Source organism: Sphingobium naphthae, from assembly GCF_043589935.1.
In the GTDB taxonomy this organism is placed as follows: domain Bacteria; phylum Pseudomonadota; class Alphaproteobacteria; order Sphingomonadales; family Sphingomonadaceae; genus Sphingobium; species Sphingobium naphthae_A.
Window position 1 is genome coordinate 157,679 of sequence record NZ_CP171455.1, and the last position, 11,749, is coordinate 169,427.

Annotated in this window: 9 protein-coding genes; 2 read left to right on the plus strand and 7 right to left on the minus strand. The window is 65.0% G+C overall.

What is annotated here, in order from left to right; genetic code table 11:
- From ACGGKE_RS15845 to ACGGKE_RS15855, 3 genes are all read right to left on the minus strand, one after another.
- A complete protein-coding gene (locus tag ACGGKE_RS15845; RefSeq protein ID WP_394442936.1) occupies positions 1-1,551 on the minus strand; it encodes an MFS transporter in 1,551 nt (516 codons plus the stop codon).
- Between the two features lie 96 nt (positions 1,552-1,647).
- A complete protein-coding gene (locus tag ACGGKE_RS15850; RefSeq protein ID WP_394442938.1) occupies positions 1,648-4,323 on the minus strand; it encodes a TonB-dependent receptor in 2,676 nt (891 codons plus the stop codon).
- A 231-nt stretch (positions 4,324-4,554) separates the two neighbouring features.
- Positions 4,555-5,733, minus strand: a complete 1,179-nt coding sequence (locus ACGGKE_RS15855) for an amidohydrolase family protein (protein WP_394442940.1) — start codon at positions 5,731-5,733, stop codon at positions 4,555-4,557.
- A 164-nt stretch (positions 5,734-5,897) separates the two neighbouring features.
- Here ACGGKE_RS15855 and ACGGKE_RS15860 point away from each other — a divergent pair, with 164 nt between their 5' ends.
- On the plus strand, positions 5,898-7,253 hold the full coding sequence (locus ACGGKE_RS15860) for an MFS transporter (protein ID WP_394442942.1): 1,356 nt from the start codon (positions 5,898-5,900) through the stop codon (positions 7,251-7,253).
- 25 nt (positions 7,254-7,278) lie between these two features.
- Here the strand turns inward: ACGGKE_RS15860 and ACGGKE_RS15865 are convergent, their stop codons facing one another.
- The 3 genes from ACGGKE_RS15865 to ACGGKE_RS15875 are packed head-to-tail and all read right to left on the minus strand — an operon-like array spanning position 7,279 to position 10,071.
- Positions 7,279-8,151, minus strand: a complete 873-nt coding sequence (locus ACGGKE_RS15865) for a crotonase/enoyl-CoA hydratase family protein (protein WP_394442944.1) — start codon at positions 8,149-8,151, stop codon at positions 7,279-7,281.
- Positions 8,144-9,076: a hypothetical protein gene (locus ACGGKE_RS15870; RefSeq protein WP_394442946.1), complete on the minus strand. Its 933-nt coding sequence runs from the start codon at positions 9,074-9,076 to the stop codon at positions 8,144-8,146. The genes ACGGKE_RS15865 and ACGGKE_RS15870 overlap by 8 nt, the downstream gene beginning before the upstream one ends.
- A complete protein-coding gene (locus ACGGKE_RS15875; RefSeq protein ID WP_394443132.1) occupies positions 9,073-10,071 on the minus strand; it encodes an NAD(P)H-dependent flavin oxidoreductase in 999 nt (332 codons plus the stop codon). The genes ACGGKE_RS15870 and ACGGKE_RS15875 overlap by 4 nt, the downstream gene beginning before the upstream one ends.
- Positions 10,072-10,303: 232 nt before the next feature.
- Between ACGGKE_RS15875 and ACGGKE_RS15880 the strand changes: the two genes are divergently transcribed.
- Positions 10,304-11,173: a TetR/AcrR family transcriptional regulator gene (locus tag ACGGKE_RS15880; protein ID WP_394442949.1), complete on the plus strand. Its 870-nt coding sequence runs from the start codon at positions 10,304-10,306 to the stop codon at positions 11,171-11,173.
- On the opposite strand, the gene ACGGKE_RS15885 is transcribed toward ACGGKE_RS15880, so the two are convergent.
- A complete protein-coding gene (locus ACGGKE_RS15885; RefSeq protein WP_394442951.1) occupies positions 11,124-11,726 on the minus strand; it encodes a TetR/AcrR family transcriptional regulator in 603 nt (200 codons plus the stop codon). The two genes, ACGGKE_RS15880 and ACGGKE_RS15885, sit on opposite strands and share 50 nt — an antisense overlap.
- Between the last annotated feature and the right edge of the window lie 23 nt (positions 11,727-11,749).

Below are 11,749 nucleotides of genomic sequence, written 5' to 3' on the forward strand. Positions count from 1 at the left end.
TCAGCGCACTGGGCCGCCGGCGAAATTATCGGCTTCGCGCGCACGCGCCTCGGCCAGGCGCGCCTTCAAAATTTCGACATTGCGCTCATGATGGGCGCGCGTGATGGGATAGAAGAGCAGGATCACGCAGCCCAGCAGCCACAGGCCGAACGACGCGAACAGATAATGGATGACGAGACTGTCCATCATCGCGTCCGTCACCTGATCGGCGCTGACCTTCGCGGGAAAGGCCGACCAAGTGAGGATCAGGCCATTGGCGACCAGCCCGAGCGCGGTCGAGCATTGCTGCATGAAGCTGGCTGCGGCGAAGAAGGTGCCGGCTTCGTGCCGGCCCGTGCGGACCGCGCTGTCCTCCACCACGTCGGCGAGCATGGACGAGGTGTTGATCAGCGAAACCGCGACCATCGCCCCGTAAATGGCGCCGATCACGAACAGGGTTGGCAGCAGCCGCGGATCGCCGGGCAGGAAGAAGAGGTCGAGATAGGAAAGCAGCAAGGGGGACAGCCCGAGCGATACGCCCACGATCGCGAATAGCAGGGAACTGGTCCGTTTTCCCAGCCAATGGGACATGAGCGGCGCCAACGGCGCGGCGATCGTCGCCGCGACCACGCTGTCGATGGTGAGCATCGCGATCTGCGCCGCGCTCAGCCCGAATAGATAGGTGTTGAAGTAGAGCGCGCTCGCCGCATAGAGGCCGATCGCGGTGAATTTGAAGACGCCAAAGCCGAAGATCGCCAGGAAGGCGCGGTTGCGGAACGCGCCCGCCATCTCGCGAAAATGCCGGGCCATGCCGCCGCCCTGCCCCCGCGGATCGGCCTGGCGCAAATAGGGGATGCGGTCATGGGTGCCGAGCCCGCAGCCCAGGATCGACAGGAAGATCATCGCCGATCCCAGCAGCGCGAAGCCGGTATAGCTGTCGGGATTGAGCTGCCCGCGCGGATAGTCCGGCGTCGGCGCGAAGAAGATCAGCAACGATAGGGCGCTGAAGCCATATTGGCCGAGATAGAGAAACCAGTAGCGCAACGAAAAGAGCCGCGTCCGCTCCCGATAATCCTCGGTCAATTCGGGCGTCATCGCCTGGGTCGCGATCTCGAAGGCGCTGATCGAGATGCGCGTGAAGACGGCCGTCGCAAATACCCAGAACCCCGTCTGCGCATGGCTGAGCGTCGCGGGCGGCAGCCATACCAGAAGGAAGAAGAGCGGCGTCGGCACCAGCGCGGCATAGATGAACGGATGGCGCCGCCCCCAGCGCGTGCGCGCCACATCGGACCAGCGGCCCAGAAAGGGGTCGATCAGCGCGTCGATCAGCAATGTCGCCGCCAGCGCTGCGGACACGATGGCGGCGGGCACGCCCACCACCTGATTGTAGAAGAACATCAGATAGGCGGAGAAGGAGACATTCTTGACGCCATTGGCGATCGCGCCCGACGCATAGCCATAGCGCGTCTTGAGCGACAATGGCGGAAGCGTGGGGGATGCGCCCTCCCCCACAAGTCCCGCCGGCTTCGCGCCGCTCCCGGGCGCTTCCTCGTCCATGCAGTGCGAAGCCATGAAGCGTCCCTTTCCCATGTGAAGCGGTTCGGCCTTGATAGCCCGGCCCGCTCCGGCCCGCAGCGGCGCGCGCCCTATCCGCCGAACCTCGCCCGATCAGAAATCCTTGGTCAGGCTGATCCCGAAGGTGCGCGGTTCCAGCAGATAAAGGCGGCGCGTCAGGCCCAGCGACGCGCTGTTGACGCCGACCGCCGTGATCGCATCCTCGTTGAACAGATTCTTGGCCCACGCCTGGACCGACAGGCCCTTCCCCGGATTGGCCAGCGTCAGCGTTGCGTTGACATTGGACCAGCCCTTCGCCTTGTTGTCCGGATTATTATAGACGTCGCCCCAGACCGAGCTTTGGTAGTGATAGTCGACGCGCGGGGTCAGCCGCCAGTCGGTCGACACGTCCCAATCATATTGCGCGCCAAGCGACACCGTCCATTTGGGCGAAGTCGGCAGTTCGTTGCCGGTGATGTCGGTGGGCACGCCAAAGCTGGTCGGCAGGCCGAAACTGGTGGCGAAGGCGCCATTGGGGGCCGTCGCGGTCGGGCAGGCGGCCAGCAGTGCCGACGCTGGCACCAGCCCTGCATTGATGGCGGAAACCAGCCGGGCCACGCCGCTGGCTGGGCCGACGCACGCGATGGACGTGTTCTTGAGCGCCACCAGGCTGTCGTCACCGCCGGTGATGTTATAGGGATCGACAGACAGGTTGTTGGGACCGGCGTTGATCTTGGTCTTCAGATAACCGGCATTGAAATGCACCGAAAATTCCGGCGTCGGCCGCACGATCGATTCCAGTTCCAGACCGTAGATGGTGGTGTCGATATTGCGCGTGACCGTGGTCAGCCCTTCCGACACGGAATATTGATAGTCGTTATAGCGATAATAGAAGCCGGTCAGGTTGAGCGTCAGCCGGCGATCGAGGAAGCTGTTCTTGGTGCCGATTTCGAACGCATCGACGGTTTCGGGCGCGAAGAAGGCATTGGGATTGCCTTCCGCTGGCGGGTTGAAGCCGCCGCCCTTATAGCCGCGCGAATAGCTGGCATAGACCATATTGTTCGGCGTCGGGTTCCATTCGGCAATGGCGCGGCCCGTCCATTCCTTGAACGATGCGCGCTGCAGGACGCCCGTGCGTAGCCCCCTGCCCGGCGTCAACAGCACCAGCGATGTTTGCGGCTGTTTCTTCACGTCATGCGTGTAGCGCGCGCCCAGCGTGATCTGGATCGTGTCGGTCGGCCGGATATAAAGTTCGCCGAAGGCCGCCTTCGATTTCAGCCGATATTGGGAGTGGCTGAGATAATAATTATGGCCAGTCTCGTCCGGGATCGGGTTGGGATCGACATAGGCGCTCGGCACAGCCGTCTGGACATAAAGAGTTTGACCATTGGCGAAGAAGTAGATGTCGTTGTGCCGATAGGCAGTGTAATAGAAAGCGCCCAGATTGAAGTCGAACAGCCCGCCAAAGTCCGATTGCAGCCGCAGTTCCTGGCTCCATTGGCGTTGGCGCAGCACATTGTAATTATTGACCTGCAGGAATTGCGACGCACCGATTTGCGGGTCAGTGAAGACACCGCCCGGCGTCAGCGGGCCTGCGTTGAAGGGCGTGGTCGCTGCGGGCATCGCGCCGCTCTGGATCGTGCGGTCCAGATTGCGGTTGGTGATCGATGACAGGGTGAGGTCATCGGTCGGGTCCCATTCCAGCGTCAGCTGGTAATTGTTGCTGACCACTTTGTTCGTGGGGTCAACGCTGAGGCTGGTGCGCCGCAGGTCGTTGGGCAGGACAATGCCGGCATTGACGTCGCCAGTGATGCCGCCGATCAGATTGGCAAGCTGGCCCGACAGCGTCGAGGCGGCGTTGTTATGGCCCTGCAAGGCGCCCGGAGCGTAGATGCTGGCCTGCTGGCAGCCTTCGCTCAAATAAGCGCGCGCGACGGCGTTGTTGACCGGCACGCCCGCCACCGACGCCGGCCCCGGATCATTGATGCATGCCTGGCGCACGCCATAGCGGCTGTCATCTTCCTCGAAATGTTCCCAGATGCCCGTCACCCGGAACCGATCGGACGGCTGTGCCTTGACCGAGGCGCGAAAGCTCCAGAGCGACCGGCTGTCGATGTCGTTGCCGGTATAGACATTGTCCATGATGCCCTGGCGGTCGAGATAGAAGCCCGCCACACGCACCCCGAATTCCTCGCTGGGGGACAGGTTCAGGAAGCCCTTGAGCCGGACCATGTCGTAATTGCCATATTCGCCGGTCATGCTTGCGCTGTTTTCGCCCAGCTGCGGCTTGTTGGTGAGGATGTTGATGACGCCGCCGGTGGCGTTGCGCCCGTAAAGCGTGCCCTGCGGCCCGCGCAGCACCTCGACCCGCTCGACATCGTAAAATTCCGCGTCGGTGATGCGCGCGCGATCGATCGGCGCATAATTTTCAGCGACGCCGACGCCCTGGTCGCCAGCCGTCGTAACCAGCGAATAGCCGATACCGCGAATCTGAAAATTGCTCGACCCGTAGAGCTGCTGGCTGTAATTCAGGTTGGGCACCTGCAGCGCGAGGTTGGCGGCGCTGTCGAGACGGCTGGATTTCAACGCCTCCTGCGAGAAGGCGGACACCGCGATCGGAACATCCTGCAAGGCTTCGGAGCGACGCTGAGCAGTCACGATGATGTCAGCCGCGCCGGCGGGTCGCGCCGCTACGCTTTGTGGCGCCTGGGCCGCCTCCTGCGCTGCCGCGACGCCACTTGTCGCGAGACAGGTTGATACCATCCAGAAGCGCACGCACTTGCGGACCATGATCCCCTCCTTTTGTCGCGCAAGGTCGACTCCCGGCGCTTTCCCGCACAATGCCATCGGGAACGAGGAAGTCAACTTTCACATACCGCTTATTCAAATTATTTTTTCGCGGCCAGCTTCTGCTCTCGCCCGCAGCGTCAACTGGCAGCCGCAAAAGACAAGGAAGCCCGCCAATGGCGGGCTTCCGGCGGGCAGGCAGATTGTCGCAAAAGATGCGATGCCGTGCTGCGGCTATTCGGCCGCGACCGCGATCGCCTCCGAACTGCGATACATCATGTGATCATAATTGGTGCGGTAGAACATGTCCTTGACCGGCTCGTCGACACCTTCCAGCGACGCCTCGAACAGGCCGATCGGATCGCGCGTTCCTTCCGGATGCGGATAGTCGCTGGAAAACATGAACAATTCCGGCCCGGCATCGCGGATCATTCGGCCCACATCTTCCTTGGGGAAGGGCGTGAAGCGCACCGCGCGCCGGATCTGGTCCGACGGCTTCATGCCCATCGCCTGCAGATAGACGTCGCTTTTCGAAAAGGACGCATAGCCATAATCCAGCATCCGCAGGAATTCGGGCACCCATCCAGCGCCACATTCGATCACGCCGCCGCGCAGATTGGGGAAGCGTTCGAATACGCCGTCATAGACCATCGCGGTCAGGAATTCCTGCGGCGCATACCAGAGCGTCATGAAATCGGGGAAGCGCAGATTTTCCCCACCGCCGTGAATGTCCGCCGCGCGCGCTCGGCCATTGTTCATATAGGCCTCGGGCGGCTTGCGCGTGCCGGGGCCGATATGCAGCATGAAGGGCAGGCGATTATCCTCCAGATATTGCCAGAAGGGATCATGATCGGGGTGGCCCGGCGACCGCCCGCCGGCCGGCGACGCGGAGAACATCACCGATCCCGCACCCTTGGCATGAGCGAAGCGCACTTCCTGCAGCGCGCGTTCAGGCTCGTCGAGCGGCGTGTAGGCGACCGCAACCATGCGGCTGTCGGCACTGCAGAAATCGATCTGCGCCAGGTTCAGCGCGCGCGCCGCGGCATAGGCCTGATCCGTCGACTGCGCCCGGCCGATCGCGGCGAGACCAAAGGTCGGGAAAATGAGTTGGCTCTGAAAGCCCAGCCAGTCCAGCGCCTCCACGCGCTCATCCTTGTCGAAGCCGCCATAGCCCAGCCAGCCCTTGTCGCCGTCGATGATATGCGCCGCCGCCTTCGCCCGCGCATCCGGATCATGCTTCCGCGCCATGGCGGCGTCGATCATCTTGGTGATGCGCTCGCCACCCTCGCGCTTGGAATAAACGCCGGTATATTTTTCCTTATATTCCCCCTCCAAATAGGGGGCGAGCCAATCCTGCGTCTCCATCGTGTGGGCATCGGCATCGTTGATGATTCTGCCATTTGCGTACGTCATATCGCTCTCCTCGGGCTGAGACTCTTCCTAGTCACTTTGCGTAAAGTTTCATCTATTGGTTTTGCTGTCAATTCGAATCTGATAGGGCGTCTGCGGCGACCGCGGCGCCCTCCCGCTCGATAGGGAGAAGGCGCCGCGGCGAGAGCGACAGGAGGAGGGGCGGCATGGCGCGCGCAGCGGCAATCGAGAAGAGGATCACGGAAGAGGCAGCGAGCGCGCAGGCGGCGGACCATTTCGTGGCGGAGAATTTCCGCCGCAACTATCGCGCCAATCTTTATTATGGGATGTTCGGGCAGACCGGTTTCCGCCTGATCTACGCTCCCACCTTCATCCCCGCCTATATCCACCAGCTGACCGGGTCGGACGCGCTGGTGGGCAGCGGCGCGGCGCTGCTGCAACTGGGCATGATCTTCTCACCGATCTTCAGCGCGTCGCGACTAGACCATGCGCCGCGAATCCTGCCCCATGCCATGCGCACGGGCGCGGCGATGCGGGCCGTCATCCTGGCGCTGGCGCTGGCCGGATGGTTCCTGCGCGGCTGGGCGGAACTGGCCCTGACGCTCGCCTGCCTCTTCCTGCTCGGCCTGTTCACCGGCGCGCAGCGCGTCGCCTTCCAACTGCTGATGGCCAAAGTGATCCCGGTCGATCGGCGGGGCCGGCTGCAGGCGTGGCGCAACTTCACCGGCGGCATCATCGCCGCCGTCCTGTCCTATGGCGCGGGCATCTGGCTGATCGATCGCAATGCGCTGGGCAATGGCTATGCCACCACCTTCTTCCTCACCTTCCTGCTCACCAGCATCGGACTGCTGATCCTGGTGCGGCTGCTGCGCGAACCAGAGGCGCCCACGCCGCACCGGCGCGTCGGCTTCGTCGACCGGCTGAAACAGCTGCCGCAGCTTCTGAGCGACCGCGACTATCGCCATTTCCTGGTGGCGCAGGGCTTCTGCGTCCTCGCCCGGATCGCCTCGCCCTTCTTCATCCTCTATGCCGGCGCGCGCATCGGCACGGACGGCCGAGTCATCGGCCTGCTCGCCTTCTGCTATCTGGGCGCCGACACGCTCGCCAATCTGCTCTGGGGTCATATGGGCGACCGCATCGGCTATCGTGCGACATTGATCGCCTCCCTTGCGATCTGGATCGGATCGATCATCCTGTTGCTGTCCGTCGATGCGGCCTGGGCGGCCTATCTCTGTTTTTGCGGGCTTGGCGCCGCGTCTGCCGGCTATCTGATGAGCCAGCAGACCATGGTGCTGGAATTTGGCGAGCGCGGACAGGCCGGGATGCGGCTGGGCCTGTCCACCACGCTGGAGGGGGCCGTCGCCGCCGCCGGTCCGCTGGTCGGCGGCATCGTTGCGGCGCTGGCAGGCTATGTGCCGCTGTTCGGGACGGCGCTCGCCTGTCTGCTCATATCGCTGGTGGTCCTGCTGCTGGGCGTGCGCGAGCCGCGCCTGCGCCGGGCGGAGGTCATCGCCCGCACCCGGGCGGCGGATGACTGGGCCGATCCGCCCGTGCTGCGATAGGCGCGGGCGCCGCCCCGCGCGACGATCAGGCGAAAGGCGGCTCGTCCGCCCAAGGGAAGAAGTCGGGCATGTCGCGCGACACCCGGTCGGGGAAGCGGGCGGGCCGCTTTTCCAGGAAAGCGCCAATGCCTTCCTTCACATCGGCGCTGCGCCCGCGCGCCTGCAACGCCCGGCTGTCGATCCGGTGCGCGTCCATGGGATGGGGCGCTCCCAGATTTTGCCAGACCAGCTGCCGGCTGAGCGCGACCGACACGGGCGAGGAATATTCCGTCATCATCCGCGCATGGACGAAGGCCGCGTCCAGCAAGGCTTCGGGCGGATGCACCGCCTGGACCAAGCCAGCGGCCAGCGCTTCCTCGGCGTGGAAGACGCGGCCGCTATACAACCATTCCAGCGCTTTTGGCACGCCCACCAACTTGGGCAGGAACCAGCTGGAGCAGGCTTCGGGCGTGATGCCCCGGCGGCTGAAGACGAAGCCGAAGCGCGCGTCGGTGGATGCGATCCGCGCGTCCATCGGCAATTGCATGGTGGCCCCGATTCCCACCGCCGCGCCGTTGACGGCCGCGATCACGGGCTTGAGGCTGCGGAATATACGCAGCGTCACGCGCCCGCCGCCATCCCGCCGCACGCCGTCCACGTCAATGTCGCCGGGCCGACCGCCCGGCTTGTAATGGAACGTCTCGCCCCCTTGGCCCAGATCCGCGCCGGCGCAGAAGGCGCGGCCCGATCCGGTCAGGATCACCGCGCGGACTGCATCGTCGCCATCGGTCAGGTCGAACAGCTCGAGCAGATCCTGCATCATCGCCAGGCCGAACGTGTTCATCTTGTCCGGGCGGGAGAAGGTGGCGATGGCGATGCCGCCATCGACCCGATAATCGAGCGTCTGAAATTCAGGCATGGGGGGCGCTTTCATAAAGGCTTTCATGATCCGCCGCATAGGAGGCGTAGGACGCCTTGAGGCTGGCGGTGTTGAGCAGCATGGTCGCGATCGGCCGGTCGCCGCCGGGGTGAAACAGCCGCGTGCGCACCCACATGCTCTCGGTCTTGCGGCTGCCGCTCAGCGCCACCACTTCCCGGTCCAGCTCATAGGGCGCGCCGACCCGGATTGGCCCGTCGATCAGGCGAATTTCCTGGTCCGCAAACAGCCCGACGCATGGGCCGCGCGCGGGGAAAGGCTGTTCGCGCGCCACATGGTTGAGCAGCACGCTCACCATTTCCAGCGGCACGATGTCGGCATAGCGGGGCGAAGACTCCGTAATGCGGCGCAGCTTGTCGGCCAGGCTGAAGGGGTAAAGATCGCCCATCGGCTGGTCCGGCGCCATCGAAACGGGCATGCGCCCGGTCCGCATGCCCAGCTGCACATCCTTCAGGATGACGGGCTGCGCCAGCGGCGCGAGCGTTCGCATCCGCGCGGTCAGCGCGCTTTCGGGCGCGTCAGGGCCGATCGCGGCCGTGCCGGTCAGCACTTCGGTTCCGTCCCGCTTTTCCATGCGGATTTGCGCGAAATCCGCGCCATTCGGCAACACCGACGCGCGCACCTCCTCCCCTTCGAACACGGGGCTGCGATAATGGGCGGAAATGCAGCCCATGGCGAACCACGCCTCGCCCCACAGCGCATAGGCGAGCGGATCGAACTGGCTGAAATGAGTCGGCCCCTCGATCGTCCCGCCCCGGAACCCCAGCTTGCGGGCCGTGTCGTCATCATGGATCGACGCGTGCCCGTCATAGCTTTGCGCGTCCAGCATCTGCCGCGGCGCACGCCATGGTCCCCATAGCGCGCCCTGCGCGTCCCGCTCGATCGACGTCGCGAATGCTGCGGTCATGCCGCTACCTCCGCCGCGTCGGCGAACAGCCCATCGAGCCGCCCGCGCATTATGTCCCGCGCCTCACGCACGATCCGGCCTACCAGATCGGCGACAGCGGGAATATCGTGGATCAGCCCCTGCGCCTGCCCCGCCCAATAAAGACCCGCAGACAGGTCGCCGTCCTCCATCACCGCCTTGCCCTTCTGGCCCGCCACCAGATGCGCGACATCCTCGAACCGCGCCTCCGGTCGGGACAATATCTCCACCACCGCGTCCGACACGACGTTCCTGCCGACCCGCGCCGTGTTGCGCAGATTGCGGAAGATGAGGTTGGTGTCGCGTTCGTCACTGGCCAATATCTTCTGCTTCACATTGTCGTGGATCGCGCATTCGCGCGTCGCCAGAAAGCGCGTCCCCATATTGATGCCTTCCGCCCCCAGCGCGAGCGCCGCGACCAGGCCGCGCCCATCGGCAAAGCCGCCGCTCGCGATGATCGGGATTGTCAGCCTGTCCGCGGCCGCCGGGATCAGGATCAGGCCCGGCACATCATCCTCGCCCGGATGGCCGGCGCATTCGAAGCCGTCGATCGAAATCACGTCCACGCCCATGCGTTCGGCCGCCAGCGCATGGCGCACGGCGGTGCATTTGTGGATGACGCGGACGCCAGCCTGCTTGAAATCCTCGACATGCTCCTGCGGCCGATGACCCGCCGTTTCCACGATGGTCACGCCCGATTCGATGATCGCGCGCCGATATTCCGCATAGGGCGGCGGGCGCATGGTGGGGAGGATCGTCAGATTGACGCCGAAAGGCTTGTCAGTGCGGTCGCGGACCCGGCCGATCTCCCGGACCAGTTCCTCCGGCGATGGCTGCGTCAGCGCGGTCAGAAATCCCAGCGCGCCGGCATTGGCGACCGCGGCGACCAGCGGTGCCCGGCCGACCCACTGCATGCCGCCCATGGCGATGGGATGCTCGATCCCGAACATCCGCGTGAAGGCCGTGCTGAGCGCCATCATCCTCTCCCGTTGGTTTGCCGTGGACACGCCGGCGCCGTTTCCCCCTTCCTGCACAAAACATACCTTCTATTCAACAGATATGTGGTTTTACCCGCTTTATCGAGGTTGGATGACATACCAATAATGCATTCAACCGGTGCGCAAGGCTGATCTTGCGCCTTTGAAAGCCTTGCGACACAAGGGACCGATGCCCGCCGCCCCGCCATCGTGCCTCACCCGCCGCCAACTGATGGATCGCGTCTGGCGCGCGCCGCTGGGCCCGATCGCGGCCGAACTGGGGATGACCGCCAACGGTCTGGCGAAACTGTGCGACCGACTCGCCATTCCCCGCCCGGCGCGGACCTACTGGCATCTTCCCCACGCCGATCGCACCGCCCTGCGCCCAGAATTGCCGCCGGCCCCGTCCGACGCGGGGGAAACAATCCAGTTGCGCATCCCGCGCCAGTCCCGGCGCACCCGCACCCGGCTCAACCCGGACGAGCGGCGGGAACAATTGCTGGATGCCGCAAGCGTCATCGCGACGGCGGAAGGCGTGCAGGACATCAGCCTCAACCGGGTCGCCCGCGCCGTCGGCATTTCAGAGGCGCAGGCGCATAATTGTTTCGGACGGCGGATCGACCTGTTGGTGGCGCTGGCGCGCCGCGAACTGGCGGCGATCGAACAGACCCGCCGCGACGTGATTTCGCGGGGAGACGATGCCGTCACATCGGTCGTGCTTTCGACCATCTTCTATCTTGAGGAATCGGAACGACGCGGATCGCTGTTGCAGGCCCTGCTGCGCATGCCGGAGATCAAGCAGATATTGCGCGCGGAACGCGAGGAGCTGCGGCGCCAGGCGCGCGCGCCCGTGCTGGCGTCGATGCAGGCGCGCTATGGCATGTCGGCGGCGGAGGCCGAGGGCGCCAATGCGATATTGTCCGCGATCGTGCGGCGCGGCGGATCGCTGCTGGCGGACGGACGAATAGAGCATGACATCGCCATGCGCCTTTGCCTGTCGATCGTGCTGGCCGGCATGCGCAGCAATGCGGGTGGCGCGGCGGCGACTCCGCCTAGCGCGGCGCCTGCGCAGCGATCGCCGCCGCCATCAGCCGGTCGCTGAGCGCCTGCGCCTGCCCGACGGTCAATATGCCCATCCGCACCTGCCGCGCCGCTTCCTCGGGAATGACCACCAGCATGTGGATCAGCGCCATCGCTTCCGCGCCGGGCATCTTCAGCGCCTCCCGCACGCTTCGGCCCAGCGCGCGATACACGCGCCCGCGCAGGCGCGACGCTGCGCCGTCCAGCTGTCGCGCCACAGCGGCGTCGCGCAGCACCAGCGCCAGTGCCTCGCCATGCGCCGCGACATGGCGCAGGTAGATGGCCGCCACCGCGCAGGCGCGTTCGGTCACGGAGCCCCGCGCCGCCGCCGCCATGATCCCGGCGTCTGCCAGCAGGTCCACCTGCCTTTCCAACAGTGCATCGAGCAGACCGATCCGGTCGGGAAAATAGGCATAGGCCAGCGCCCGGCTGGCGCCCGCTTTGTCGGCGACTTCCCGCATGGACAGATCGGCGGACCGGTCACGGTTGACGATGTGATCGGCCGCATCGACCATCTGCCGCTTGCGCTCGGCTGCGCTCAGCCGGGTACGGCCCTTCTCCTTCGCCACTGCCATAGCGCCCTTGCCTAGCATAAGGC

Bases quoted from the DNA above. Each gene is read 5' to 3' on its own strand.
- ACGGKE_RS15845 (WP_394442936.1), bottom strand. From the start codon at position 1,551: ATGGCTTCGCACTGCATGGACGAGGAAGCGCCCGGGAGCGGCGCGAAG.
- ACGGKE_RS15850 (WP_394442938.1), bottom strand. From the start codon at position 4,323: ATGGTCCGCAAGTGCGTGCGCTTCTGGATGGTATCAACCTGTCTCGCG.
- ACGGKE_RS15860 (WP_394442942.1), top strand. From the start codon at position 5,898: ATGGCGCGCGCAGCGGCAATCGAGAAGAGGATCACGGAAGAGGCAGCG.
- ACGGKE_RS15885 (WP_394442951.1), bottom strand. From the start codon at position 11,726: ATGGCAGTGGCGAAGGAGAAGGGCCGTACCCGGCTGAGCGCAGCCGAG.
- ACGGKE_RS15875 (WP_394443132.1), bottom strand. From the start codon at position 10,071: ATGGCGCTCAGCACGGCCTTCACGCGGATGTTCGGGATCGAGCATCCC.
- ACGGKE_RS15865 (WP_394442944.1), bottom strand. From the start codon at position 8,151: ATGCCTGAATTTCAGACGCTCGATTATCGGGTCGATGGCGGCATCGCC.
- ACGGKE_RS15855 (WP_394442940.1), bottom strand. From the start codon at position 5,733: ATGACGTACGCAAATGGCAGAATCATCAACGATGCCGATGCCCACACG.
- ACGGKE_RS15870 (WP_394442946.1), bottom strand. From the start codon at position 9,076: ATGACCGCAGCATTCGCGACGTCGATCGAGCGGGACGCGCAGGGCGCG.
- ACGGKE_RS15880 (WP_394442949.1), top strand. From the start codon at position 10,304: ATGGATCGCGTCTGGCGCGCGCCGCTGGGCCCGATCGCGGCCGAACTG.